The sequence below is a fragment of the Gemmatimonadaceae bacterium genome (genome assembly GCA_036504815.1).
Taxonomy (GTDB): domain Bacteria; phylum Gemmatimonadota; class Gemmatimonadetes; order Gemmatimonadales; family Gemmatimonadaceae; genus PNKL01.
This window is the reverse complement of the sequence record DASXUN010000012.1, coordinates 368,569-394,486: the sequence shown is the minus strand read 5'-3', so window position 1 is coordinate 394,486 and position 25,918 is coordinate 368,569. Positions and strand designations below refer to the sequence as shown.

Genomic DNA, 25,918 nt, shown 5'->3' with positions numbered 1-25,918 from the left:
CCCTCCCGTGAACGAGTTCCCGAAGCGACTGCTGGTCGCGATCGTGCTCATTCCGATCGTTCTCGGCGCGGTGTATGCCGGCGGCCCCGCCCTCGTCACGCTCCTGGCCCTGGCCTCGGCGCTGGCGGCGTGGGAGTTCTTTCGCCTCGCCGAGGGGCTCGGCGCGCGGCCGCTGCGCACCGTCGGCATCGTGCTCAGCGCCCTCGTGCCGGTGGTCGTGCACGCGCGCTACCTCGGGCTCTGGGTGCCGTCGGTGGCCGTCGTGGCCCTGCTGGTTCCGCTCCTCTTGACCGTCGTGCTCTTCGCGCGCGGCGTCGCAGGCGGCCCGATGGCCGCCGTCGGGACGACCTTGGCCGGCGTGGTGTACACCGGCGGCATGCTGAGCTTCGCGTACGCGCTGCGCTACCACGACTACATCATCGACGCGTGGGGCGGCACCGCGCTGGTGCTGCTGCCGCTGGTGGTGACGTGGCTGAACGACAGCGGCGCGTATCTCGCCGGGCGCGCGTTCGGCAAGCGCAAGCTGATGCCGTCGGTGAGCCCCAAGAAGACCTGGGCCGGGGCATACGGCGCCGTCGTGGCGAGCGTGCTCACGACGTGGGCGATGGCGGCGTTCGTGTTGCCGCCGCTGGCCCACCTGACGCTGCGCCCGGTGGGGATCGTCGTGGTGGGCGTCGTGCTGAGCGTGGCGGCGCAAGTGGGCGACCTGGCCGAGTCGATGTTCAAGCGCGAGGCCGGGGTGAAGGACAGTTCGCAGCTGATTCCCGGGCACGGCGGCGTGCTCGACCGGGTGGATTCGCTGCTGTTCACGCTGCCCGTGGGGTACGCGCTGCTCGGCTTCTTCCTCGTCTACCGTCCCTGATGTCCCCGCACGGCGTCGCCATCCTCGGCTCGACGGGCTCGATCGGCACGACTGCGCTGCGGGTGCTCGACCGGCATCGCGAGCGCTTCGCGGTGCGGGCGCTGACGGCGCACGCCAACACGGCGATGCTGCGCGCGCAGGAAAGGGCGTGGACGCCGAGCTTCGTCGCGCTCGTGGAGGGCGACGGTGACGCGCCGGCGCACTGGCGTCGGGGCCCGGCTGCGCTCGTCGAGGCGGCCACGCGACCAGACGTGCGGGTGGTGCTGAACGCCATCGTCGGCGCCGCCGGATTGGACGCCACCCTCGCGGCGCTGGGCGCGGGAAAACGCGTGGCGCTCGCGAACAAGGAGTCGCTGGTGGTCGGCGGCGAGTTGGTGGCGGCGGCGTCGCGACAGGGCGGCGGCGAAGTGGTGCCCGTGGACAGCGAGCATTCCGCCATCCTGCAGTGCTTGGCGGGGCGCCACACGGCCGACGTGCGCAAGCTGATCATCACCGCGTCGGGCGGGCCGTTCCGCGAGTGGCCGGACGATCGGATCCGCACCGCCACGGTGCAGGACGCGCTGCATCACCCCACGTGGGCGATGGGGCGCAAGATCACGGTGGACAGCGCGACGCTCGCCAACAAGGCGCTCGAAGTCATCGAGGCGCACTTCCTCTTCGGGCTGGGGTATGACCAGATCGACGTGGTGGTGCATCCGCAGAGCATCGTGCACTCGATGGTGGAATTCCGGGACGGCAGCGTGCTCGCCCAGATCGGCGTGCCGTCCATGGAACTCCCCATCCTGTACGCGCTGTCGCATCCCGAGCGGTTCGACGACGCGGCGATTCCCGCGTTCGATGCCGTCGCGGCCGGGCGGCTGACGTTCGAACCGGTGCGCCACGACGCGTTCCCCAGCCTGGGGCTGGGCGTAGCAGCGGGCCGTGCCGGCGGCGCCGCGCCCGCGGTGTTCAATGGAGCAAACGAGCAGGCCGTCGCGTTGTTTCTCGAGGGGCGCGTGTCGTTCGGGGCGATCGCCGAGGGAGTGGAAGCGGCGCTCGACCGATGCAGTGGGCTCGCGGGAGGTACACTGGACGCCTTGTGGCATGCAGACGCCGAAGCTCGGCGCACCGTCAGAGAGAGGTTGGGATGTCGCTAGCGTGGCTTGCACCGCTTCTGGTACTGGGGCTCGTGATCTTCGTGCACGAGCTCGGGCACTTCCTCGCCGCCAAGTGGACCGGCGTGTACGCGCCGCGATTCTCGATCGGCTTCGGGCCGGCGCTCTGGAAGCGCCGCCGCGGCGAGACCGAGTACGTGCTGGCCGCGCTGCCGCTTGGTGGCTATGTGCGGATGGCGAGCCGCGAAGACGAGACGATGGCGGCGATCGAGGGAGGGAAGCCGGAGTCCCAGGTGCAAGGGAACGGGCACGGTGGGGTGCAAGGGGCGGGGGAGGGAGAGCGTCCTGCTGACTGGGACGAGAACGCGATGATCCCGTTCGGCCCGAAGCCCGTCCCGGCAAACCGCTGGTTCGAAAGCAAGCCGCTGTGGGCGCGGCTCGTCATCATGCTCGCCGGCGTGGCGATGAACATCGTGCTGACGTTCGTCGTGTCCACCGGTGTCTTCGCCTACTACGGCCGCTCGTACGTGCCGGCGGTGGTGGACTCGGTGCTGGCCGACATGCCGGCGCGGAACGCGGGGTTGCAGAAGGGCGACTCGATTGCGTCGATCAATGGCGTACCGGTGCACGCCTGGAGCGATATGCTCAACACGGTCTCGGCGTCGGCCGGCAAGGAGATCGCCATCGGCATCGTGCGTGCGGGGCGGCCGGTCATCGTGAGGGTGACGCCGATCCCGCAGCAGGGGATGGAGGCCGCGACGGGCCGTCAGGTGACCGTCGGGCGCATCGGGGCGTACCCCAAGGACCGCCTGGAACGGGATCGCCTCAGCCTGCCGTCGGCGACGGTCGCGGGTGGGCAGGCCACCTGGGCGATGGCTACCTCGGTGGTCGGAGTTGTCGGGGGGCTCTTCCAGGGGTCGATCTCGGTGAAGAACCTCGGCGGCCCGGTGGCGATCGCCCGGACCTCGGTGGCGGCCGCCCGCAACAGTTTGGAATCGGTGTGGGCACTTATCGCCTTTCTCAGCATCAACTTAGCGATCCTGAACCTGCTCCCGATCCCCATCCTGGACGGCGGTCAGGTGGTGATGACCATCGCCGAGTCCATCAAGGGCTCCCCGATCAGCGTCCGAACCCGCGAGATGGTGATGCGCCTGGGCCTGGCGGCGATCGTGGCGCTGTTTGCGGTGGTGATGTTCAACGATATCGTGGCCCTGTTCCGATAGAGGATTTGGAATCCGGAACAGGATTGATGATTCCGACGGAGGATCGCGACTGGCGATTGGGGCACATCCATCGCAAGTCGGGGTCCGGAGTCGGAATCCTGAATCTGAATCCGGATTCCCTATCCTCAATCGTCGTTGAAGGACTTTACACACACCCGGAGTCAGGCTAACTTCCTCTGCTACAACGGAATTGGCCTAGTCACCGAAGTACGCAGAGAACTCAGGAATGCCTTTCGACAAGAAGCCGGCGATCACCAAGAATCGCCGCCACGAGACCGACACGGGCTCGTCGTACGTCCAGGTCGGCGTGATGACCGAGCGGATCAACTACCTCACCGAGCATTTCCGCTCGCACGCCAAGGACCATCACGGCCGCCGCGGGCTGCTGAAGCTCGTCGGCAAGCGCCGTCGCCTGCTTGACTATCTCAAGCGCACGGACGTCGAAGGTTATCGCAAGCTCATTGCTGACCTGGGTCTGCGTTACTAAGAACCACGCAACGCTTCTCGCGCGGGCGCAATTGGCGGCCCGCGCGTTTTGCGTTCCACCGGAACACATCACACATGATGCATCGCATTGAGCGGACCTTTGCCGGTCGCAAGCTCGTCCTCGAGACGGGGCGCATGGCGAAGCAGGCCGCGGGCTCGGCGCTCGTGCAGTTCGGCGACACCATGGTGCTCGCCGCCGTCACCGTCAGCGACAAGAAGAGCCCCCTGCCGTTCTTCCCGCTGACCGTCGAGTACAAGGAAAAGACCTACGCCGCGGGCAAGATCCCGGGCGGGTTCATCAAGCGTGAGGGGCGCCCGCGCGACGAGGAAATCCTCTCGTGCCGCATCATCGACCGCTCCATCCGCCCGCTCTTCCCGGAAGGCTTCCAGAACGAAGTCCAGGTCTTCATCTACGTCATCTCCGCCGACCAGGAGAATGACGCCGACGTGCTCGGCCTGCTGGCCACGTCGTTCGCGCTCAGCGCGTCGAGGATCCCGTGGGCCGGCCCGATTGCCGGCGTGCGCGTGGGCCGCGTGGAAGACAAGTGGGTGCTGAACCCCACCTTCCAGGCGCTCGAGTTCTCCGACATGGACCTCGTGGTCGCCGGCTCGCAGGACTCGATCATGATGGTCGAGGGCGGCGCGCTCGAGATCAGCGAGGACGATGTCATCAAGGGCCTCGGCATCGCGCAGGCCGGCATCCGCGAGCTGATCGCGATGCAGGAGGAGCTGCTGTCGAAGGTGAAGGTCGAGAAGATGGAGTGGTCGAAGAACGAGACCCCCGCCGACGTGCAGAAGATCGTCACGAAGGCGGCGAAGGCGAAGATCGAGGCCGCGATCAACCAGAAGGAGAAGCACACCCGCATCCAGGCCGTCGAGGCCGTGAAGGACGCGGTGAAGGAAGAGCTCTCCGCGACGCTGGAGCCGGAGCAGGTGCCGTTCATCGGCGCCGTGCTCGGCGACCTCGAATACAACGCCCTCCGCGAGCAGGTGCTCGAGACGGGGCTGCGCGTCGACGGCCGCAAGCCGACGGAAGTGCGCCCGATCAGCATCGACACCAGCGTGCTCCCGCGCGCCCACGGCTCGGCGCTCTTCACGCGCGGCCAGACGCAGGCGCTCGTCGCCGCGACGCTGGGCACGGCCAACGACGTGCAGCGCATGGACTCGATCGACGACGCCAAGGAGACCACCAAGGCGTTCATGCTGCACTACAACTTCCCGCCGTTCTCGACGGGTGAAGTGCGCCCGATGCGCGGCACCAGCCGCCGCGAGATCGGCCACGGCAACCTGGCCGAGCGCGCCCTGCAGGGCGTGCTCCCCGACTTCGCCGAGTTCCCGTACACCATCCGCATCGTCTCCGACGTGCTCGAGTCGAACGGGTCCTCGTCCATGGCGACGGTCTGCGGCGGTTCGCTCTCGTGCTTCGACGCGGGCATCCCGCTGAAGGGCGCGGTGGCCGGCGTCGCGATGGGCCTGATCAAGGAAGGGAAGAAGTACGCCGTCCTCACCGACATCCTGGGCACCGAGGATCATCTCGGCGACATGGACTTCAAGGTCGCGGGGACGAAGGATGGCATCACGTCCATCCAGATGGACATCAAGATCCAGGGGCTCGACCTGAAGATCATGGCCGAGGCGCTGGCGCAGGCGAAGCTGGGCCGGCTGCACATCCTGGGCGAGATGGACAAGGCACTGCCGACGGTGCGTCCGGAACTGTCGCCGTGGGCGCCGCGCATCGTGACGCTGAACATCAACCCCGAGAAGATCGGCGACCTCATCGGCCCGAAGGGCAAGACGATCCGCGGCATCCAGGACGAGACGGGCGCCGAGGTCACGGTGGACGACAGCGGCCTGGTGACGATTGCGGCCGTGGGCGGCGAGGCGATGGAGCGCGCGCGCCAGATGGTCGCGGCCATCACCGCCGAGCCGGAAGTCGGCCTGACGTACGAGGGGACGGTGAAGAGCGTGACGGCGTTCGGCGCCTTCATCGAGATCATGCCGGGCACGGAAGCGCTGCTGCACGTCTCGGAGATGCGCCACACGCGCGTCGAGAAGCCCGAGGACGTGGTGAAGAAGGGCGAGCGCGTGACGGTGAAGTTGGTGGAGCGCGACGAGCGCGGCCGCTTGCGCCTGTCGATGAAGGCGCTGCTGCCGAAGCCGGGCGCCACGGACGCGGCCGCTCCGGCGGCGCCGGCGGCCGAGGGCGACGCGTATGCCGCGGCGCCGGACGCGACCGCGCCGGCCGCGGAGCAGCCGCACCACGATCGCAAGCCCCGCGAGGGCGGCGAGCGTCGGGGCGGGCGCGGTGGACGCGGTCCGCGCAAGTAGCCGTGACTCACACCCCCGCCCCTGAGACGGGGGTGCAGCGCACGGTGCTGCCCAATGGACTGACCGTACTCTCGGAGTTCTATCCGGGGGTGCGGTCGGTTGCTTTGGGGGCCTGGGTGCGCGCCGCCTCGGTGCACGAGGCGCGCGACGTGATGGGCGTCTCGCACCTGCTCGAGCACCTGGTGTTCAAGGGAACCGAGAAGCGCACCGCGCACCAACTGGCGCTGTCGCTCGAGTCGCTGGGCGGATCGCTGGACGCCTACACGTCGCGCGAGCACACGTCGTTCCAGGCGCGCGTGCTCGACGAGCACCTCCCGGAGGCGGCGGACGTGATGTTCGACCTCATGTTCCGGCCGCTGCTGCGGGCCGAGGACCTGAAGCTCGAGCGCAAGGTGATCCTCGAGGAGATCTCGATGGTCGAGGACACGCCGGACGACCTCGTCTTCGAGCTGCACAACGAGTCGCTGTGGGGCGACCACCCGATGGGATACTCCATCCTCGGGACGCGCGAGACGGTGTCGCGCATGCAGCTCGACGACGTGCGCGCGCTGCACGCGCGGGCGTACCATCCGCCGCACGTCGTGGTCGCGGCCGCCGGCAACGTGACGCACGCCCACCTGCTGCAGGTGCTCGCCGACGCGGGCTGGGCCGACCTGCCGGCCGGCGACGGCACGCCGCTCATCGAGGTGGCCGCGGTGCCGATGGCGCCGCAGGTGCGCCACGTGGATCGCGACGGCGCGCAGTGCCACGTCGTGCTGGGGTGCGCCACCGTGCCGCATCGCGATCCGCGCCGCTATGCGCTGATGCTGGTGGACACGCTGATGGGCGGCGGGATGAGTTCGCGGCTCTTCCAGAAGGTGCGCGAGGAGCGGGGGCTGGCGTACAGCGTCTACACCTTCCAGAGCTTCCACTCGCTCACGGGCGCGCATGGGGTGTACGTCGGCACCGCCCCCGAGACGCGCGCCGACGCGCTCGCCGCCGTGCAGGACGAACTGCGCCGCGTCTGCGACGAGGGCATCCCCGAGGCGGAGCTCGCGCAGGGACGCCAGCAGCTCAAGGGACAGATCACGCTGGGGCTGGAGAGCCCCGCGGCGCGCATGTATCGCCTGGCCTCGGTGGAACTGTACCGTGAGACGTTCCGCCCGCTGGACGAGGTGCTGCGCAGCATCGACGCCATCGACGGCGCGTCGGTGCGGCAGGCCTGCGCCGAGTTCCTTGACCCCGAGCGCCAGACGGTGCTGAGCCTGGGTCCCAAGGGCTGATACGGAGCGCGTGGCGGCGCCGTCGCACGCGGGGCCCGCGGCCGGCGCACCAGATGGTCAACGGGGATTTGCCTGACTCCGTTTAGGGGAAAAGTGAGTATCCAGCGCGGACGGCAATATGCTAGAATTACCGAGCTGTTTTTCCCTGACCATCAAACCGCGATCATACCATGCGCATCGGCATCCCGAAGGAAATCAAGACGAACGAAAACCGCGTTTCTTGCGTCCCGGCAGGCGTTGAGGCGCTCGTTTCGGCTGGTCACACCGTGTACGTCGAGAAGTCAGCGGGCGAGGGGAGCGGCTTCAGCGACGAGCAGTACGTCGCCGTCGGCGCCAAGATCCTCAACACCGCGGACGAGGTGTGGAAGGAAGCCGAGATGATCGTCAAGGTGAAGGAGCCGATCGCCGTCGAGTGGCCGCGCATGCGCAAGGGCCAGACCATCTTCACGTACTTCCACTTTGCCGCCGACGAGAAGCTGACGAAGGCGCACATCGCCTCAGGCGCGACGTGCATCGCGTACGAGACGGTCGAACTGGCGAACGGCGACCTGCCGCTCCTGATCCCGATGTCGGAAGTCGCCGGCCGCATGGCGACGCAGGAAGGCGCGAAGTATCTCGAGAAGCTCTACGGCGGCCTCGGCCTGCTGCTCGGTGGCGTCCCGGGCGTCGCCCCGGCCCACGTCGTCGTGCTCGGCGGCGGCATCGTCGGCATCAACGCGGCGAAGATGGCGGCCGGCATGGGCGCCAAGGTCACGATCCTCGACCTCTCGCTGCCGCGCCTGCGCTACCTGAGCGACGTGATGCCGGCGAACGTGACGCTGATCCACAGCAACCGCCACAACATCCTCGAGCAGATCGCGACGGCCGACCTGGTGGTCGGTGGCGTGCTGATTCCGGGAACGAAGGCGCCGAAGCTGATTCGCAAGGAAGACCTGAAGGTGATGAAGAAGGGCGCGGTGATCGTCGACGTCGCCATCGACCAGGGCGGCTGCGTGGAGACGATCCATGCGACGACGCACGAGAACCCGGTGTACGTGGTGGACGACGTGATCCACTACGGCGTGGCGAACATGCCGGGCGGCGTGCCGCGCACCTCGACGCTGGCGCTGACCAACGCGACGCTCCCGTACGCGCTGAAGCTGGCCAACAAGGGGTGGAAGACCGCGCTCAAGGAAGACCCGGCCCTGTTGAAGGGACTCAACGTCGTGGACGGCAAGGTGACGTACAAGGGCGTCGCCGACGCGTTCGGGATGGAGTATCATGCGCCGGAGAAGTTTCTCTAAAGAGAGACAGTAGAGAAACTACAGAGAGATTACAGAGGGTCCGGGGCGGGTGCCCCGGGCCCTCTGGCTTTGGGGCTCCGGGCCCGTCCTCGGGGGGCGACGTGACGGGCCGAAGGGGGCGGCGAGCGGCGGTATCGGGGCGGTCCGGGGACTCGCGGGCGACGGCTTTGTGCACCGTGCGGGGGGTGTAGGACCCGCACGCCTTGTCGCACCCTGACGCGGCACCTAACTTTCCACCCGTCCGCCGCCCTTTATAGTTGTCCGCCCCGAGCCGACTGTGCCCCGTCGCGGTCGCGCGTGAGCATCGATGCGCTGGAATTTCCCGTTCTTGAAGTCCGGAACTCTGTTCCCCGCAAACGCCATTGCGGTGGATCTCGGCACGGCCAACACGCTCGTGTATGTCAAGGGCGAAGGCATCGTGCTCAACGAGCCGTCCGTCGTCGCGATGGACCGCGAGACGAAGAAGATCAAGGGCGTGGGGCTCGAGGCGAAGCGCATGCTGGGGCGCACGCCGGAGGGCATCGTGGCGGTGCGGCCGATGAAGGACGGCGTCATCGCGGACTTCGATGTCACCGAGAAGATGCTGCGCTACTTCCTCGAACTGATCATCGAGAAGCATGTCTTCCGCGTGAAGCCGCGCGTCATCGTGTGCGTTCCCTCGGGGATCACCGAGGTCGAGAAGCGCGCGGTGCGCGACTCGGCGCTGGGCGCCGGCGCCAAGGAAGTGTTCATGGTGGCGGAACCGATGGCCGCGGCCATCGGCGTCGGCCTGCCGGTGGAGACGCCGACGGGCAACATGGTGATCGACATCGGCGGCGGCACGACCGAGATCGCCGTCATCGCGCTGAGCGGCATCGTGAGCGACACGTCCATTCGCACGGGCGGCGACGAGATCGACACGAGCATCGTGCAGTTCATGCGCTCGGCGTACAACCTGCTCATCGGCGAGCCGACGGCGGAGCTGATCAAGATCCAGATCGGCAGCGCGGCGCCGCTGGGCGAAGAGCGCGAGATGGAAGTGAAGGGGCGCGATCTCGTCTCGGGCATCCCGAAGACGGTGCGCGTGCACAGCGCGGAGATCCGCGACGCGATGCAGCAGCCCATCCAGCAGATCGTGGACGCGGTGCGCCGCGCGCTCGAGATCACGCCGCCGGAGCTGGCCAGCGACATCGTGGACCGCGGCATCGTGATGACCGGCGGCGGCGCGCTGATTCGCGGCCTCGATGTGCTGCTGACGCAGGAGACGGGATTGCCGATCCACGTTGACGAGGATCCGCTGACGTGCGTGGTGCGCGGCACGGGACGCATCCTCGACGACGAAGAGAAGTACTGGTCGGTCCTCACCACCTGACGCACGGTGCCGCGCCCGGCACGCACTTCCTCCCGCGCAGACCAGGCGATGCTCATCGCCTGCGTGCTGCTGTCGCTGGCGGCGCTGGTGCTTCCGTCCTCCATCCGGTCGGCGATTGCCGGCGCGCTGCGCGGGAGCGTGGTGGTGCCGCTGGCGTCGTTGCAGGAACGCGCGGAAGTGTCGCGCCGCGCCGTGCTCAGCTACGACGCCTCGGTGCGCGTGACGGACAGCGTGCACCTGCAGGCGACGCAGGCCGAGGTGGCCTTCGCCGAGAATGAGCGCCTCCGCCGGCTGCTGGGGCTGGGCGCCGCCCTGCAGTGGGGCTTCGTCCCGGCCGAGGCGCTGCACGGTCGCGGGCTGGGCGACGACTACGCGATGACGCTCACCGTCGGCCGCAACGAGGGCGTGGAACCGTTCAGCGCCGTCGTCGCGCCGGACGGACTCGTGGGCATGATCGAGCGCGTCGACGCGCGCTCGTCGGTGGCGATCGTCTGGCCGCATCCGGACTTCCGCGTGAGCGCGATGTCCGCTGACGGCTCGGCCTTTGGCATCGTGTATCCGCACCTCGGCGCCGGCGCCACGCGCTTCCTGCTCGAGTTGCGCGGCGTGGCGTTCCGCAACGCGCTGCGGCCGGGCACGCTCATCGTGAGCGCCGGACTCGGCGGCGTCTACCCGCGCGGCATCCCGGTGGGCTACGTGATCAGCGAACTCAGCACCGCCGAGGGATGGGCGCGCAGCTACCTCCTGCGTCCGGCCGTTCGCCCCGCCGATGCGCTGACGGTGTTGGTGGTGCAACCCCGGCGCGCGAAGGAAGGCGTGGCGTCGGCGTGGCAGACGGCGGTGGACAGTGCGCTGCGGATGGTGGTCGGGGCCGGTGATTCGCTGGCCCGTCGTCGCGCGGACTCGCTGGCCACCGCTGAGCGGCACCGGCTCGACTCGCTGCAGGCGCTGCAGCCGCGCCCGGACTCGGGCGCGGCGGCCGCCGCCGCGCCCGCGGCGCCGGTCACGAAACCGCCGGTTCGTCCGCCTCTCACGCCGAGGACGAATCGATGAACTCGGCGCGCGGACTCTGGTTCGCCATCGTCGTGCTGGCCCTCATCGTGCTGCACTACACGCTGCGGCCGGTGCTCGACTGGCGGGCGTCCATCGATTTCCTGGCGATTGCCGTGCTGCTGGTGGCGGTGCGCGCGCGCCCGGGGGTGGCGACGCTCGTCGGGTTCATTATCGGCATCGCCTCGGACGCGCTGGTCCCGAGTGCGTTCGGGGCCGGGGCGCTGGCGTTCAGCCTGGTGGCCTATGCTGCTTCGACGCTGAAGGCGGCGTTCTTCGCCGACAACGTGGCGCTCAACGCCGTCTTCGTCTTTCTCGGGAAATGGGTCGGTGACCTGATCTTCCTCGCGGCCGAGCATCGGCTGGGCGGCAGCGACTTCCTCGCCCAGGCGCTGCTGTGGTCGCCGCTGGCGGCCGCGGTGACGGCCCTGGCGGGCTTGGCGGTGTTCGTCGTGGCGCGCCCGGTCATGGGAACCCCGCGGGGATGAGCTTCCATCCGAACGAGATGCAGCGCCGCGCGCGGCTGGCCTCCGCGCTGCTCTTCCTCGCGTTCGTCTTTCTCATCGGGTCGTTCTTCCGCACGCAGGTGCTGCAGCATGCGCAGTACGTGCTGCAGTCGGAGGAGAATCGCCTGCGCGAGGTGCCGCTCCCCGCGCCGCGCGGCGTGGTCTACGACCGCAACGGGCAGATCATCGCCGAGAACCTGCCGGGCTACTCCGTGTCGCTGCTCGCGCCGGGCGTGGACTCGCTGCGCGCGGCGCTGCACCGGCTGTCGGGGACGATTCCACTCTCGCCCGAGCAGATCAACCAGGCCATCCGCCGGTTCCGGCGCGCGCCCAATCGCCCGGCGGTGATCTTCCCGGATGCGTCGTTCGACGTCGTCTCGGTGCTCGAGGAGCACCGCGTGGAGTTTCCGGGACTCATCATCCAGAGTTCGCCCAAGCGGTACTATCCCGACGGGCCGGCGATGGCGGCGTTCATCGGCTACACCGGTGAAGTCAACGAGACGGAGCTGTCGAGCCCCGCGTTTCGCGGATACAAGGCGGGGCAGCAGGTGGGGAAGGACGGTCTCGAGCGACAGTACGAGTCGTTGCTGCGAGGGCGAGAGGGAACCCGCTTTGTCGAAGTGGACGCGCGCGGGCGGGTGGTGCGAGAGGCCGGGGCGCGGCAGGACCTGCTTCCCACGGCGGCTCCGCCGCTCCACACGAACATCGACCTCGACCTGCAGAAGTTCATCGTCCAGCTGTTTGGCGACTCGCTGATCGGCGGCGTGGTGGCCATCGAACCCAAGACGGGAGCGGTGCTCGCGCTGCACTCAGCGCCGACCTTCGACCCCAATCGGTTCATTGGCGGCATCCCGGCCGAATACTGGCGCACGCTCAACGAGGACGTCCGCCGGCCGCTGTACAACAAGGCGATCAAGGGGGCGTACGCCCCGGGATCCACGTGGAAGCTCGCGACCGCCGTGATGGCCATCGAACAGGGGCTGGTGACGCTCGATGACCGCATGCCGGTGGCCTGCAATGGCGGCTACCAGTACGGCAACCGCCGCTTCAAGTGCTGGGACGCGAAGGGACACGGCAGCCTGACGCTGGCGCAGGCCATCGAGCGGTCGTGCGACGTCTACTTCTACCAGCTGGGGCTGAAGATCGGGCTCTCGCGGCTGGTGGCCGGCGGCGTGGAGATGGCGGCGCGCGAGCGCACCGGCATCGACCTGCCGTCCGAGACGCGGTCGTCGTTCCCGAGCAGCCCGGCGACCGAGTACTACAACCGGCGCTTCGGGCCGCGCGGCTGGAGCAACGCGGCGTCGCTCAATCTCGCCATCGGGCAGGGCGAGAACGCGCAAACGGTCGTGAACATGGCGCGCTTCTACACGGCGCTCGCCACCAACGGCGAGGCGGCCCAGCCGCGCCTCGTGCGCGGCGAGGGCAAGCGCGTGTCGATGTTCAACCTGACCGCGGAACAGATGGACGGCGTCAAGAAGGCGCTGGCCGGCGTGGTGCAGCGCGGCACGGCGGCGGCGTCGCAGATTCGCGGCGTGATGATCGCCGGCAAGACGGGAACCGCGCAGAGCGGACGCTACATCGGCAGCACCGAACTCAACCACGCCTGGTTCGTGGGCTTCGCGCCGGCCGATGACGCGAAGATCGTGGTGGCGGTGATGCTCGAGTTTGGCGGGCACGGCACGCGGGCGGCGCGCATCGCCTCGAAGATCATCGAGCACTACCTGAAGGTGCAGACGACGCAGACGCTGAATACGGAGGGCGAGTGAGTCCTCCGCGCCGCCGCATCGCGGATCCGATGCTGCTGGCCATCGCCCTCGCGCTGTCGCTCTTCGGCATCGCGATGGTGTACAGCGCGGGGCAGACCGACGTCCCCACCGCGGTGGCGAAGCTCTACCGCCAGCAGATCATCTGGTGTGTCCTGGGCATGGGGGCGGCCTACGCGGTGAGCCGCGCCTCGGTGCGCTTCCTGGACTGGGTGACGATTCCGGCGTACGGCGTCTCGATCTTCCTGCTCTTCCTGCTGCTCTTCATCGGCGCCGGCGCCGGCACGGCGGCGAGCACCAAGAGCTGGCTGGCCATCGGCGGCGTGCGGCTGGGACAGCCCTCCGAGCTGGCGAAGATCGCGGTGGTGCTGATGCTCGCCCGCATCCTCGCGGCGCGGCGCACGGCGCCGCGGTCGCTCATCGATCTCTGGCAGCCGGGACTCGCGGTCTTCGTGCCGTGGGTGCTGATCATGCGGCAGCCCGACCTCGGCACCGGCATCGTCTTCGTGGGAATCTTCTTTGCGATGCTCTTCTGGGCCGGGGCGTCGTGGCAGCTGCTCGTGCTTGTGGCGAGCCCCGTGGTGAGCCTGATCCTCGCATTCAGCACGGGGCTGTGGGGGGCGTGGTTCCTGGTGCTGATCGCGCTGGTGCTCTGGTACAAACCGTACCTCGTGGAAGGAATTGCCGTGGTGCTGGCGAACGTCGTCACGGGCGTGGTGGCGCCGGTGCTGTGGGACCGGCTCAACCCGTACCAGCAGAAGCGACTCCTGGTCTTCCTCGATCCGTCCACCGATCCGCAGGCCTCGGGCTATCATGTGATCCAGTCCCAGGTGGCCATCGGCTCCGGCGGCTGGTTGGGGAAGGGGTTCACGCTGGGCACGCAGAAGCGGCTCGCCTTCCTCCCGGCGCAGCACACCGATTTCATCTTCCCCGTCGTCGGCGAGGAACTGGGCTTCCTGGGCGTGACGATCGCGCTCGCCCTGTTCCTGTTCCTCCTGCTGCGCTCGGTGCGCATCGCGGCACGATCCACCGACCCGTTTCCGAGCCTCGTCGCCTTCGGCCTCGCCTCCGCCTGGTTCGTGCACATTCTCGTGAATGTGGGCATGACCTTGAACCTCATGCCGATCACCGGCATTCCACTGCCGTTCTTCAGTTACGGCGGTTCGTTCATGCTGATGTGCTGGCTGTCGGTGGGAATGCTTGGGCGGATTTCGAGCGAGGGGAGAGGGCCGGCGGATATGCTGGTTATCTGAGCGAGGACGGAACGGGGAGGAGGTAGAGGCCTGGCGAGGAGGGAGGGGATTCGGAACGAGGAGAGGGATCTTTGGCGTGCCAGTGGACTCCCTCCTCGTTCCACGTCCCGTTCCCCCTTGCTTCGCCTCTACCCCCTCTTCGTTCCGCGTGGGTTAAGTCCTTGCCGCTTCGTGTGATCCCTATCACATTTCGAGCCTATGGCTTGGTTCCGAAAGGAAAAGAAGCCGCGCGAACCGCGGCGTGAGCGGCTGGAAATTCCGCCCGACGTCTGGGAGAAATGCGAGGCGTGTGGGCATACGGACATCCGGGAGAAACTGGTCCGGAACTGGCACGTGTGTCCGTCATGCGACTTTCACCGGCGCATGCGCGCGCACGAGTATGCCGCGCTCCTGCTCGATGAGGGGTCCATCGAGGAGAAGGACGTGGACCTTCGGTCCATCGATCCGCTCCAGTTTCCGGACTATCCGGCGCGCCTGAAGAAGGCGCTGGCTTCGGCGGGGGACACCGACGCCATCCTGACGGCCAGCGGGACCATGGAAAAGATGCCGGTCAACCTGGGCGTCATGGATTTCGCCTTCATGGGGGGATCGATGGGCTCGGTGGTGGGCGAGAAGATCGCCCGGCTGGCCCAACGCTCGCTTGAGAAGAAATTCCCGCTGATCATCGTGTCGGCCTCGGGCGGCGCGCGCATGCAGGAAGGCGTGCTCTCGCTCATGCAGATGGCCAAGACCTCGGCCGTCCTCTCGCAGTTGCACGATCGCGCCATCCCCTACGTGTCCATCCTCACGAACCCGACGACCGGCGGCGTCAGCGCCTCGTTCGCCATGCTGGGCGACGCGATCCTCGCCGAACCCGGCGCCGTGATCGGATTTGCAGGACCGCGCGTCATTCGCCAGACGCTGGGACAGGACCTCCCCGAGGGGTTCCAGACCGCGGAGTTCCTGCTGGAGCGAGGCATGGTGGACGTCGTCGTGCACCGCCATCAGCTCAAGGCGACGGTGGGACGCCTGCTGGCCCACATGAACCTCAAGCCGGTCGCGTCGGCCTGGGAAGCAACGGCCTAGGGCCGGTCGTGGCCAGGTGGCGAACAACCTGAAGACGTACCACGACGCGCTCGATTTCCTCTACGGGCGCACGACCGGCAAGTGGAAGCTGGGCCTCGACAAGGTGCAGGCGCTGCTGACGGCGCTGGGCGATCCGCAGGATGCCTTGCGCGCCCTCCACGTGGCCGGCACGAACGGGAAGGGGAGCGTCTGCGCCACGCTCGATGCCGTGCTGCAGGCCCGCGGCCTGCGCGTGGCCCGGTACACGTCGCCGCACCTGGTCGATTTCCCCGAGCGCTTCCTCGTCAACAACGCGCCGGTGGCGAGCGATCGCATCGTGGAGTGGGTAACGCGTTGGACGCCGGAGGTCGAGCGGCTCGGGGCGACCTTCTTTGAGGCGACGACGGCGATGGCGTTCCAGTTCTTCCTCGAGGACGGCGTGGACGTGGCCGTCATCGAGACCGGGCTGGGCGGGCGGCTCGACGCCACCAACGTGCTGCGGCCGCTCGTGGCCGGCGTCACCAACATCCAGATCGACCACGTTGAGTACCTCGGCGCCACGCGCGAAGAGATTGCCTTCGAAAAGGCCGGCATCTTCAAGGCCGGGGTGCCGGCCATCGTCGGCGAGCCCGAACTGGGCATTCGCGACCTGCTGGTGACGCACGCGCGCGCACACGGCGCGACGCCGGTGCGGGCGGTCTTCGGGGAGTCGGCCATCGAGGACGTCTCGGTCTCGGCGGAGGGGACGCGCTTCACCCTGCGCCACGACGATACCGCCGTGCGCGTGCACACCCCGTTGGTGGGCCGGCACCAGGCCTCCAACGCAACGGTTGCGCTCGCCATGCTCGACTGCCTCCCCAACGACCTGCGCCCGGATGCGGCCACGGTCGTGCGCGGCCTGAAGGGTGTGAGCCTGCCGGGGCGATTCCAGCAGGTGGGGAAGTACGTCTTCGACGTGGCGCACAACCCCGACGGCTCGCGGGTGCTCGCGCAGACGCTGGCGGAGACGCGCATGCCCCGGCCGGTCGCCGCCGTCTTCAGCGTGCTGAGCGACAAGGACTGGGTGGCGATGATGGGCGCGCTCGCCCCGCATGTGGACCTCTTCGTCCTCACGAATACGCCCACGGCGCCGGCCAGCCGGGCGTGGAACGTCACCGAGGTGATGGCCCACGCGCGCGCCCACGGCTGGGCCGCGGAGGTGGTGCGCGACTTTGACCGGGCGCTCGCCCGCGCCGCGGAGGAAGGGAAGACCGTGCTGGTCACGGGGAGCTTCCACACGGTGGGTGACGCGATGGTTCGGCTTGAGGTGTCGCCGACGCCATAATTGGCGCAGTTTGTCGGCAAATTCGGCCCGCGATGCGAGGTCGCGTGGTTGCCGGGGCCGCCCACAGCCGGATAATTTCTATGGATGCAACAGAAAGGCCCTCTTCCCGGCTTCCGCGACTTCTACCCTGAAGACCTCGCACGCCGCACGGCGATCTTTCGCGCCTGGCGGGCGGTAGCGCGCCGGTACGCATTCGTCGAATACGACGGACCTCCGCTCGAGCCGCTGGAGCTCTATACGGCCAAGAGCGGCGACGAGATCGTCGGCCAGCTGTACAGCTTCGAGGACAAGGGGGGGCGGGCCGTCTCCCTGCGGCCGGAGATGACGCCGACCTTCGCGCGCATGGTCGCGGCACGCGCCAACGCCCTGCCCAAGCCGGTGCGGTGGTTCTCCGTGCCGCAGCTCTTTCGCTACGAGCGCGCCCAGCGCGGGCGCCTGCGCGAGCATTTCCAGCTGAACGTGGACATCGTCGGCGAGCCCAGCGAGCTGGCGGACGCCGAACTGCTGTGCGTGGCCATCGACATCATGCGCGAACTGGGGCTCAGCCCCAACGACGTGCGTGCCCGGGTGAGCGATCGGCGGCTGCTGAACGCGCTGCTGGGCGCGATCGGCATCGCCGAGGAACAGCTGGGCGCCGTGTACGGCGTGCTCGACAAGTTCGAGCGTCAGCCACACGAGGTCTCGCGGGAGAAACTCGAGGCGGCCGGGCTGGTCCCCGCCCAGATCGGGCGGGTGATGGCGCTGCCCGACATCGCGACGATGGATGATCTCGACCGCGACTTCGGGCACGTCGAATCCGCGAAGCCCGCCATCGCGCAGTTCGGACGCTACCTCTCGCACCTGCACGCGCTGGGGGTCGAGGCGTGGGTGGACGTGGACCTCGCCATCGTGCGCGGTCTCGCGTACTACACGGGCACGGTCTTCGAGCTGTTCGACGCGAAGGGTGAACTGCGCGCCATCTGCGGCGGCGGGCGTTACGACAACCTGCTGGGACAACTCGGCGGCGTGGAACTCCCCGCGCTCGGGTTCGGCATGGGCGATGTGGTGCTCGGCGAACTGCTCAAGGCGCACGGCCTGTTCGAGGACGCGCTGGGCGACGGCCCCGACTTCTGGGTGGTCAGCACCGAGCAGAGCCCGCCGGCGCTGGTCCTGCGGGCCGCCGCCACGCTGCGGCGCATGGGATACGCCGCGGAGTACGTGCTGAACGCGGAGAAGCTGCGGACGCAGAAGTCGTCGGCGCAGATCAAGGCGGCCGAGCGGGCCGGCGCCGCCTGGCTGATGGTGGTGCGCGACGAAACGAGCGTCGAAGTGCGACCGCTGTCGCGCCGGCCGGGCGACCCGTCGCGCGAAGGCGCCGAGATTCAGCTGCTGGACCTGATGGATCCCGAGCGCGGATTCGCTGCGCTCGCCGAGGCGGGGGTTCCCGCTCCGCGTGAAGACTGACCCAACGACCGATGGCTGACGACAAGAAGCTGACCACCCGCGCGGAGGACTTCAGCGCGTGGTACAACGAAGTGGTGCTGCGCTCCGAGCTCGCCGATTATTCGCCGGTGAAGGGGTCGATGGTGATCCGCCCGAACGGCTACGGCATCTGGGAGCGGATGCAGCGCGCCCTGGACGACATGTTCAAGGCGACGGGACACCAGAACGCCTACTTCCCGCTGTTCATCCCCGAAAGCTTCATGCGGAAGGAGGCGGAGCACGTCGAGGGCTTTGCCCCCGAGTGCGCGGTGGTGACGCACGGCGGCGGCAAGGAGCTGGAAGAGCCGCTGATCGTTCGGCCGACGTCGGAGACGATCATTTACCACATGTTCGCCAAGTGGACACAGTCGTACCGCGACCTGCCCATCCTGATGAACCAGTGGTGCAACGTGGTGCGCTGGGAAATGCGCACGCGGCTGTTCCTGCGCACGCTGGAGTTCCTGTGGCAGGAAGGGCACACGGCGCACGCCACGCACGACGAGGCCGAGGAAGAGGCGCGCCGGATGCTGGGCGTCTATCGCACGTTCATGGAAGAGTGGATGGCGATGCCGGTGCTGACCGGCGTGAAGAGTGAAAGCGAGAAGTTTGCCGGCGCCCTGCGGACCTATGCCTGCGAGGCGCTGATGCAGGACAACAAGGCGCTGCAGGCCGGCACGTCGCACAACCTGGGGCAGAACTTCGCCAAGGCCTTCGAACTACAGTTCCAGGACGAGAAGGGCGAGATGGCATTCGCCTGGAACACGTCGTGGGGGGTGAGCACGCGCATGGTGGGCGGGCTCGTGATGACGCACGGGGACGACAACGGCCTGCGCGTGCCGCCCCGCCTGGCGCCGATCGAGATCGTGATCGTCCCGATCTGGAAGAGCGACGAGGAGCGGGCGCACATGTGCGCCGCCGCGTTCAAGGTGAAGGAAGAGCTGACGGCGTGGACCGGACGCGGCGCCACCGACCGGCTGCGCGTGCACGTGGACGCGCGCGATGGGATGCGGTCGGGCGCAAAGTACTACGAGTGGGAGTTGCGCGGCGTGCCGCTGCGCTTCGAGCTGGGTCCCAAGGACCTGGAGAAGCAGGCCGTCTTTGCCGCCCGGCGCGACACGCGCGAGAAGCAGTCGCTCTCCCTGGATGGCCTGCCCGCCGCGGCCGCCGCGCTGCTCGAGCGCATCCAGCATGACATGTTCGCGGCGGCGCTGGCGCGGCGCGAGGCGAACAGCGTGCGCGGCAAGATCTCGTACGACGAGTTCAAGGCGCTGATGGACGGGAAGGGCGGCTTCGTCTTCGCCGGCTGGTGCGGCGACGCGGCGTGCGAGGCCAAGGTGAAGGAGGAGACCAAGGCCACCATTCGCTGCATGCCCGATGCGGAGTTCCGGAGCCCGGTGGCGCCGGCGACGTGCCTCTGCTGCGGCAAGCCGTCTCAGGCCGAGGCCGTGTGGGCGCGGGCGTACTAGGGCGCCCATTTCCGCGCCGCGACGGGACCCTGTGGTGCGACGGGGTCCCGCTCGAGGCGATCGCCGCCGCGGTCGGGACGCCGGCGTACGTGTACAGCGCCGCGGCGCTGCGGGAACGCTACCGCGCCCTCGATGCGGCGCTGGCCGGCATTCCGCACCGCATCCATTACTCGCTGAAGGCCAACAGCAGTCGCGGGCTCCTGCAGGTGCTGCGCGCCGAAGGGTGCCGCGCCGATGTGGTCTCGCGGGGTGAACTGATGCGCGCCCGGCGCGCCGGCTTTCCCGCGGAGCACATCATCTTCGGCGGGGTCGGCAAGCGGCGCGACGAAGTGCGGGCGGCGCTCGAGGCGGAGATTCTGCTGATCAACGTCGAGTCCGCGGCGGAGCTGCAGATCGTCGAGGAAGAGGCCAAGGCGCTCGGGGTGCGCGCGCGCATCGCCTTCCGCGTGAATCCCGAAGTGCACGTGGCCAACGCGCACGAGTTCATCGCCACGGGATCGCGCGGGCACAAGTTCGGCATTCCGTGGGGCGACGTGCCGGCGGTGGCGGACCAGGCGCTGGCATCGTCGCACATCGAGCTCGCCGGGCTCGACATGCACGTGGGGTCGCAGCTGACCAATCTCGAGCCCTACCGGGATGGCGTGCGCCGGCTCACCGAGCTCGCACGCGACCTGCAGCGCCGCGGGGCGCCGCTGCGCTTCTTCGACGCGGGCGGCGGATTGCCGGCGCGCTACGATGCGGAGGAGGCGCCGGACCTGGCGCGCTTCGCCGAGATCATCGTGCCGGCGGTGCAATCGCTCGGGCTCGAGCTGATTGTCGAGCCTGGCCGGTTCGTCGTCGGCGAGTCGGCGGTGCTGCTCACGCGGGTGCTCTACCGCAAACCGAGCGGCGGCACGGATTTCGTGATCTGCGACGCCGGGATGTCGGACCTGCTGCGGCCGTCGCACTACGATGCGTATCACGCCATCGAGGCGGTGCGGCCGCGCGAGGGCACGGCCACGGTGGACGTGGTCGGCCCCATTTGCGAGACGGGCGATTTCATCGCGCGCGACCGGTTGATGGACGACCCGGCGCCCGGCGATTTGCTGGCGGTCCATACGGTCGGGGCGTACGGTTACGTGATGGCGCTGACGTACAACACGCGTCCGCGGGGCCCGGAGGTGCTGGTGGACGGAACGCGGTGGGCGGTCATCACCCGCCGCGAGACGCTGGATGACCTGGTCCGGCTCGAAGCCGAGACCCTCGAATGGACGGAGGGGTGATGCGCATCGGTCTCATCAGCGACACCCATGATCGCGTGCCAGCCGTCTCGGCCCTGCTGCAGGAGTTCCAGGCGCGCGGGGTGGAGATGGTGCTGCACGCCGGCGATTTCTGCTCGCCGTTTTCGCTGCAGCCGTTCCTCGACAACTCCTCGCCGTTGGTCGGCGTCTTCGGACGCAACGACGGCGATCGCGAGGGGCTGCGGGCGACGGCGGCGCAGTGCCTGGCCTGCGAACTGTTCGAAGCGCCGCACTCGACGCAGATCAGCGACCACAAGATCCTGCTGGTGCACGACCTGGCCGACGTGAGCGAACGGTCCATGATGTCGCACGCCCTGGTCGTGCACGGTCACGAGCACAAGCAGGAGATGAAGTCGCGCGGGGACACGCTGATCGTGAATCCCGGTGAGGCGTGCGGCTGGGTGTACGGCGCGCCCTGCGCGGCGATCATCGACCTCGACTCGAAGCACGTCGAATTCGTGAAGCTCGACGGACCGGAGTGGAAGCTCTAGTGAAGCGCATCCTGATCCTCGATTGCGGCTCGCAGTTCACGCAGCTCATCGCGCGGCGCGTGCGCGAGGCGCACGTCTACTGCGAGATCCATCCGCCCACGCGCTCGCTCGAGTGGATCCGCGAGTGGAAGCCGGCCGGCATCATCCTGTCGGGCGGGCCGAGTTCGGTGACCGACGAGGGCGCGCCGACGTTCGACGCGCGCATCCTCGATGCGGCCCCGCTGCTGGGCGTCTGCTACGGCATGCAGTGGATCGCGCACACCGAAGGCGGCGCGGTGGTGGGGGGCGGCGGCCGGGAGTACGGACGCGCCGAGGTGCAGGTCGTCGAGCCGGCCGGGCTGTTCGCGGGCTTCGCGGCGGGTGAACGGTCCACGGTCTGGATGAGCCACGGCGACCACGTGGAAGTTCCGCCGCCGGGATACGTGGTGACGGCGCGTAGCGACCGGGTGATCGCGGGCTTTCGCCATGAGACCAAGCCCGTCCACGCGGTGCAGTTTCACTCGGAGGTGGCGCACACGGTGCGCGGCGCCGAGATCATCCAGAACTTCCTCTTCGGCGTCTGCGGCTGCACCCCCGACTGGACGCCCGGGCATTTCATCGATATCGAAGTCGCCAAGATCCGCGCCCTCGTCGGCAGCCAGCACGTGATCTGCGGCCTCTCCGGCGGCGTGGATTCGTCGGTGGCCGCGGCGCTGGTGCACAAGGCCATCGGCGACCAGCTCACCTGCATCTTCGTCGACACGGGGCTCCTGCGGCTGCACGAGCGCGAGCAGGTGGAACGCACGATGGGGCGGCACCTGGGGATCAAGCTGGTCACCGTGCGCGCGGAGGAACGGTTCCTGTCGGCGCTGGCGGGCGTCGGCGAGCCGGAGCAGAAGCGCCGGATCATCGGGCACACCTTCATCGATGTCTTCGAGGAGGCCGCGGCCGAGGCGGGACAGGGGGCGGCGTTTCTCGTACAGGGGACGCTCTATCCCGACGTCATCGAGTCGGTGAGCGCCAAGGGCGGCCCCAGCGCGACCATCAAGACGCACCACAACGTTGGCGGGCTCAAGCCCGACATGGTCTTCACGCTCATCGAGCCGCTGCGCGAACTGTTCAAGGACGAAGTGCGCAACGTGGGGCGCGAACTCGGCTTGCCCGAGGAGATGGTCGGACGGCACCCGTTCCCCGGGCCGGGCCTCGCCATCCGCGTGCTCGGCGCGGTGGATCAGGAGAGCGTCGACACCCTGCGCCAGGCCGATGCCATCTACCTCGAGGAGATTCGCGCGGCCAGCCTGTACGACAAGATCTGGCAGGCGTTCGCCGTGTTCCTCCCGGTGCGTTCGGTGGGCGTGATGGGCGACGGACGCACGTACGAGAACGTGGTGGCGCTGCGCGCGGTGACCAGCACCGACGGCATGACGGCCGACTGGTTCGCCTTCCCGCACGAGGTGCTGGGCCGGATCTCGAGCCGCATCATCAATGAGGTGCGGGGCGTGAACCGCGTCGTCTACGACATCAGCTCCAAGCCACCCGCGACCATCGAGTGGGAATAGCAACGGGCGCCGCGAGGCGCCCGTTGGTCTTCATGCGACCGCGCCCGGCAAGGCGCCCGTTGCTTCTCATCCGGCCGCGCCCGGCGCGGCGGGCCCTCAGGTCTCGAAGAGCTTCCGGCGCCGCTTCTCCCACGACGGGAGCCACGTCGTGAGTTCCGAGGCGGGCATCGGGGTGCCAATGAAGTACCCCTGCGCGTGGTCGCACTTGTTGGCGCGCAGGAAGACCCAGTCGGCGCTGTCCTCCACGCCCTCGGCGAGGGTGCGCATGCCGATGCGCTGGGCGAGATCGAGACTCGAGTTGACGATGGCGCCGAGAATCGCGTTGCTCCCCGCGCCGTGGACGAACGACCCGTCGACCTTGACCTCGTTGAAGGGGAGGTCGCGCAGCTGCGCCAGCGACGAGGTGCCCGTGCCGAAATCGTCGATGGACATCGTGATGCGGCGCAGGCGGAGCCGGCTGACCGTCGCGAGGGCGGCGTCGGGGTTCTGGGCGAAGCGCTGCTCGCTGACCTCGAGGACGAGGTCCTTGGCCGGCAGGCCGGTGCGATCGAGTTCGCTGAACACGTAGTCGGCGAAATCGGCGCGCCCGAGGTCGTCCATCGACACGTTGACGGCGACCGAGATCTCGAGTCCCTGGTCGCGCCACTGCTGGCGCTGCATCATGCCGGCCCGGATCATGATGCGCGTGAGGTCCCGGATCAGCCCGCGCTCCTCGGCGACGGCGATGAACTGGCCCGGCATGACAATGCCATCCTGCGGGTGCTGCCAGCGCACCAGCGCTTCGACGCCAACCAGCGCACCCGTGGCCAGCTCGACGATGGGCTGATAATGGGGCACGAGTTCGCCATGCAGGATGGCGCGAGCCACTTCCTCGGCGGGATACTGCTTCGGCCGCGGCGGTGGCGGCGCGGGCGTCTCCCAGCGCTCGAGCACGGAGCGCAGTTCAGCGGGCCAGACCGGCTTCGGGACCGAGCCGAGGATCTTGATGTTCTGCGAGGCGCCGAAGCGCGCCGCCGTCTCGATCAGTCGCTCATCCTCACCGCTCACCAGCACCACGGGGATCTCGGCGCGTCGCTCGCCCAGCAGCCGGAGAAACGCGATGCCGTCAACGCCGGGCATGTTGAGGTCCAGCAGGATGAGCCCGATGTTGCGCGTCGGTGAATTGAGCGCGGTCAGCGCCGCCGCGGCGGAACTGCACCCCAGCAATTGCTTGTACCCGAGGCCGTTGAGCGTGCGGGCCAGCAGCTTGAGTTGCAGTGGATCGTCGTCGAGGAGCAGGATTTCGGTCACGGGATCAGTCGGCGAGGTTCACGAAACGGGGCGCTCGCGGCGGTACGGACGAGTTCTGGGGCGCCTCGCGGCGCAGTCTCCGGGACCGCTCGACCGTAAGCATAGCGCCCCGCCGTTCCTTTCGCATCTACCGCGCGCGCGGTGTTATTCTGTGACGCCCATGTCCACCCATTCCCTGAGCTGGCCCACCCGTTCGGAACTGCGCGAGATGCTTGGCATCGCCGCGCCGGTGGTCGTCGTGCAGGTGGGCCTCCAGTTGATGGGGGTCGTCGACACCCTGATGGTCGGCCGGATCTCGGCCGACGCGCTCGGCGGCGTCGCCCTGGGAAACTTCTACTTCTACAACATCGCCATCTTCGGGATGGGGACCCTGATGGCGCTCGATCCGGTGGTGTCGCAGGCCATTGGCGCTGGCGATATGGGCGGCGCGCGGCGGGGGATCCAGCGCGGCGTGCTGCTCGCCCTGCTAGTAAGCGTCGCCGTGGGCGCCGGCTTCCTGGCGAGCGGATCGGCCTTTCGTCTCCTCCGCCAGCCGGCGGAGGTGGTGCCGCTCGCCACCGCCTACGTGGCAATCAGCGCGGCGGGGCTCCCGCCATTCTTCGCCTTCATCGTGCTGCGACAGTCGTTGCAGGCGATGCTCCGCGTGCGTCCGGTGCTGATCGCCGTCGTGGTGGCGAATGTGGTGAACGTCGCCGCCAACTGGGTGCTGATCTTCGGGAACCTAGGCGCGCCGGCGATGGGGATCGCCGGCTCGGCGTGGTCCACGGTCTTCGCCCGCTGGGTCATGTTGGCCGTGCTGCTCGGGGCCGGATGGCGCGACCTGCACGCGCATCTCACCGGCTCGTGGCGGGCCAGCCTGCAGTTCACCCCGCTCTGGAACACCGTGCGGCTGGGGGCGCCCATCGGTTTCCAGTGGTTCTTCGAGGCGGGGGCCTTCGCGATGGCGACGCTGATGTTCGGCTGGCTGGGGACGATTCCACTGGCCGGACACGAGGTGGCGTTGAGCCTCGCCTCGCTCACCTTCATGGTCCCTGTCGGATTCTCGACGGCGGCGGCGGCGCTCGTGGGGCAGGCGGTGGGGCGGGGCGACATGCCCTCGGCGCGACGGCATGCCGCGGGCGCCTGGGTGCTCGGCGTCGGGTTCATGGCCTGCAGCGGGCTGGCGATGCTCCTCTTCCCGCAGCCGATCGCCGGGTGGTTCACCAGCGATACCGCGGTGATCGGCGTGGCAGCCGGACTGATCGCCATTGCCGGCGTCTTTCAGGTCTTCGACGGCACGCAGGCCGTGGCCAGCGGCCTCGCGCGCGGCACCGGCGACACCAAGGTGCCGATGGTCCTCCATCTGTTCGGCTTCTGGGGGATCGGCGTGCCGCTGGCGGCGGTGCTGGGATTCCGCACGCGGCTTGGCGGGGCCGGCATCTGGTGGGGGCTGACGTCCGGACTCATCGTGGCGTCGCTCCTGCAAGCGTGGCGCGTCCAGCGTCGCCTGCGGAGCGACATCTCGCGCGTCGTCGTGGAGCATTCACACGCGAATTCCTGACACCAGAACAGCTGCGGCGCGCC

At 68.7% G+C, this 25,918-nt stretch carries 21 protein-coding genes; 20 read left to right on the top strand and 1 reads right to left on the bottom strand.

Annotated features, from left to right (window positions below; translation table 11 throughout):
• Positions 1–7: 7 nt before the first annotated feature.
• The 19 genes from VGJ96_06980 to guaA all read left to right on the top strand — a co-directional run bounded on the left by VGJ96_06980 (position 8) and on the right by guaA (position 23,065).
• The gene (locus tag VGJ96_06980; protein ID HEY3286850.1) at positions 8–862 is read left to right on the top strand and encodes a phosphatidate cytidylyltransferase; all 855 of its coding nucleotides are present in this window, start codon (positions 8–10) and stop codon (positions 860–862) included.
• On the top strand, positions 862–1,998 hold the full coding sequence (gene dxr / locus VGJ96_06975) for a 1-deoxy-D-xylulose-5-phosphate reductoisomerase (GenBank protein HEY3286849.1): 1,137 nt from the start codon (positions 862–864) through the stop codon (positions 1,996–1,998). Before VGJ96_06980 ends, dxr begins: the two co-directional genes overlap by 1 nt.
• Complete coding sequence (gene rseP / locus VGJ96_06970) at positions 1,989–3,179, top strand: RIP metalloprotease RseP (protein HEY3286848.1); 1,191 nt, start codon at positions 1,989–1,991, stop codon at positions 3,177–3,179. Before dxr ends, rseP begins: the two co-directional genes overlap by 10 nt.
• 226 nt (positions 3,180–3,405) lie before the next feature.
• Positions 3,406–3,666 carry a 30S ribosomal protein S15 gene (rpsO, locus tag VGJ96_06965; protein HEY3286847.1) on the top strand — a complete coding sequence of 87 codons (261 nt, stop codon included), beginning with the start codon at positions 3,406–3,408 and terminating at the stop codon, positions 3,664–3,666.
• Positions 3,667–3,740: 74 nt separating this feature from the next.
• Positions 3,741–5,993 (top strand): polyribonucleotide nucleotidyltransferase, encoded by a 2,253-nt coding sequence (locus VGJ96_06960; protein ID HEY3286846.1) that lies wholly within the window; start codon positions 3,741–3,743, stop codon positions 5,991–5,993.
• 2 nt (positions 5,994–5,995) lie between these two features.
• Positions 5,996–7,255, top strand: a complete 1,260-nt coding sequence (locus VGJ96_06955) for a pitrilysin family protein (protein ID HEY3286845.1) — start codon at positions 5,996–5,998, stop codon at positions 7,253–7,255.
• A gap of 170 nt (positions 7,256–7,425) precedes the next feature.
• Entirely contained in the window at positions 7,426–8,538 is a 1,113-nt protein-coding gene (gene ald, locus VGJ96_06950; protein HEY3286844.1) for an alanine dehydrogenase, read from the top strand.
• Between the two features lie 307 nt (positions 8,539–8,845).
• Positions 8,846–9,889, top strand: a complete 1,044-nt coding sequence (locus tag VGJ96_06945) for a rod shape-determining protein (GenBank protein ID HEY3286843.1) — start codon at positions 8,846–8,848, stop codon at positions 9,887–9,889.
• Between the two features lie 48 nt (positions 9,890–9,937).
• Positions 9,938–10,942, top strand: a complete 1,005-nt coding sequence (gene mreC / locus VGJ96_06940) for a rod shape-determining protein MreC (protein ID HEY3286842.1) — start codon at positions 9,938–9,940, stop codon at positions 10,940–10,942.
• Positions 10,939–11,427 carry a rod shape-determining protein MreD gene (mreD, locus tag VGJ96_06935; GenBank protein ID HEY3286841.1) on the top strand — a complete coding sequence of 163 codons (489 nt, stop codon included), beginning with the start codon at positions 10,939–10,941 and terminating at the stop codon, positions 11,425–11,427. The genes mreC and mreD overlap by 4 nt, the downstream gene beginning before the upstream one ends.
• On the top strand, positions 11,424–13,211 hold the full coding sequence (mrdA, locus tag VGJ96_06930; GenBank protein ID HEY3286840.1) for a penicillin-binding protein 2: 1,788 nt from the start codon (positions 11,424–11,426) through the stop codon (positions 13,209–13,211). The genes mreD and mrdA overlap by 4 nt, the downstream gene beginning before the upstream one ends.
• Entirely contained in the window at positions 13,208–14,461 is a 1,254-nt protein-coding gene (gene rodA, locus VGJ96_06925) for a rod shape-determining protein RodA (GenBank protein ID HEY3286839.1), read from the top strand. Before mrdA ends, rodA begins: the two co-directional genes overlap by 4 nt.
• Positions 14,462–14,659: 198 nt before the next feature.
• Positions 14,660–15,526 (top strand): acetyl-CoA carboxylase, carboxyltransferase subunit beta, encoded by an 867-nt coding sequence (gene accD / locus VGJ96_06920; protein HEY3286838.1) that lies wholly within the window; start codon positions 14,660–14,662, stop codon positions 15,524–15,526.
• 16 nt (positions 15,527–15,542) lie between these two features.
• Complete coding sequence (locus tag VGJ96_06915; protein HEY3286837.1) at positions 15,543–16,829, top strand: folylpolyglutamate synthase/dihydrofolate synthase family protein; 1,287 nt, start codon at positions 15,543–15,545, stop codon at positions 16,827–16,829.
• An 84-nt stretch (positions 16,830–16,913) separates the two neighbouring features.
• Entirely contained in the window at positions 16,914–18,272 is a 1,359-nt protein-coding gene (gene hisS, locus VGJ96_06910) for a histidine--tRNA ligase (protein ID HEY3286836.1), read from the top strand.
• Positions 18,273–18,283: 11 nt separating this feature from the next.
• Positions 18,284–19,756: a proline--tRNA ligase gene (gene proS, locus VGJ96_06905; protein HEY3286835.1), complete on the top strand. Its 1,473-nt coding sequence runs from the start codon at positions 18,284–18,286 to the stop codon at positions 19,754–19,756.
• Positions 19,738–21,018 (top strand): diaminopimelate decarboxylase, encoded by a 1,281-nt coding sequence (gene lysA, locus VGJ96_06900; GenBank protein HEY3286834.1) that lies wholly within the window; start codon positions 19,738–19,740, stop codon positions 21,016–21,018. The genes proS and lysA overlap by 19 nt, the downstream gene beginning before the upstream one ends.
• The gene (locus tag VGJ96_06895) at positions 21,018–21,527 is read left to right on the top strand and encodes a metallophosphoesterase (GenBank protein ID HEY3286833.1); all 510 of its coding nucleotides are present in this window, start codon (positions 21,018–21,020) and stop codon (positions 21,525–21,527) included. The genes lysA and VGJ96_06895 overlap by 1 nt, the downstream gene beginning before the upstream one ends.
• On the top strand, positions 21,527–23,065 hold the full coding sequence (gene guaA / locus VGJ96_06890) for a glutamine-hydrolyzing GMP synthase (GenBank protein ID HEY3286832.1): 1,539 nt from the start codon (positions 21,527–21,529) through the stop codon (positions 23,063–23,065). Before VGJ96_06895 ends, guaA begins: the two co-directional genes overlap by 1 nt.
• Before the next feature lie 96 nt (positions 23,066–23,161).
• On the opposite strand, the gene VGJ96_06885 is transcribed toward guaA, so the two are convergent.
• On the bottom strand, positions 23,162–24,355 hold the full coding sequence (locus tag VGJ96_06885; protein HEY3286831.1) for an EAL domain-containing response regulator: 1,194 nt from the start codon (positions 24,353–24,355) through the stop codon (positions 23,162–23,164).
• A gap of 160 nt (positions 24,356–24,515) precedes the next feature.
• Here VGJ96_06885 and VGJ96_06880 point away from each other — a divergent pair, with 160 nt between their 5' ends.
• On the top strand, positions 24,516–25,895 hold the full coding sequence (locus VGJ96_06880; GenBank protein HEY3286830.1) for an MATE family efflux transporter: 1,380 nt from the start codon (positions 24,516–24,518) through the stop codon (positions 25,893–25,895).
• Positions 25,896–25,918: the final 23 nt, after the last annotated feature.

Excerpts from the sequence above, each read along its gene's own strand:
- dxr (HEY3286849.1), top strand. The coding sequence starts at position 862 with ATGTCCCCGCACGGCGTCGCCATCCTCGGCTCGACGGGCTCGATCGGC.
- rseP (HEY3286848.1), top strand. The coding sequence starts at position 1,989 with ATGTCGCTAGCGTGGCTTGCACCGCTTCTGGTACTGGGGCTCGTGATC.
- rpsO (HEY3286847.1), top strand. The coding sequence starts at position 3,406 with ATGCCTTTCGACAAGAAGCCGGCGATCACCAAGAATCGCCGCCACGAG.
- VGJ96_06960 (HEY3286846.1), top strand. The coding sequence starts at position 3,741 with ATGATGCATCGCATTGAGCGGACCTTTGCCGGTCGCAAGCTCGTCCTC.
- ald (HEY3286844.1), top strand. The coding sequence starts at position 7,426 with ATGCGCATCGGCATCCCGAAGGAAATCAAGACGAACGAAAACCGCGTT.
- VGJ96_06945 (HEY3286843.1), top strand. The coding sequence starts at position 8,846 with ATGCGCTGGAATTTCCCGTTCTTGAAGTCCGGAACTCTGTTCCCCGCA.
- mreC (HEY3286842.1), top strand. The coding sequence starts at position 9,938 with ATGCTCATCGCCTGCGTGCTGCTGTCGCTGGCGGCGCTGGTGCTTCCG.
- mreD (HEY3286841.1), top strand. The coding sequence starts at position 10,939 with ATGAACTCGGCGCGCGGACTCTGGTTCGCCATCGTCGTGCTGGCCCTC.
- mrdA (HEY3286840.1), top strand. The coding sequence starts at position 11,424 with ATGAGCTTCCATCCGAACGAGATGCAGCGCCGCGCGCGGCTGGCCTCC.
- accD (HEY3286838.1), top strand. The coding sequence starts at position 14,660 with ATGGCTTGGTTCCGAAAGGAAAAGAAGCCGCGCGAACCGCGGCGTGAG.
- hisS (HEY3286836.1), top strand. The coding sequence starts at position 16,914 with ATGCAACAGAAAGGCCCTCTTCCCGGCTTCCGCGACTTCTACCCTGAA.
- proS (HEY3286835.1), top strand. The coding sequence starts at position 18,284 with ATGGCTGACGACAAGAAGCTGACCACCCGCGCGGAGGACTTCAGCGCG.
- VGJ96_06895 (HEY3286833.1), top strand. The coding sequence starts at position 21,018 with ATGCGCATCGGTCTCATCAGCGACACCCATGATCGCGTGCCAGCCGTC.
- VGJ96_06880 (HEY3286830.1), top strand. The coding sequence starts at position 24,516 with ATGTCCACCCATTCCCTGAGCTGGCCCACCCGTTCGGAACTGCGCGAG.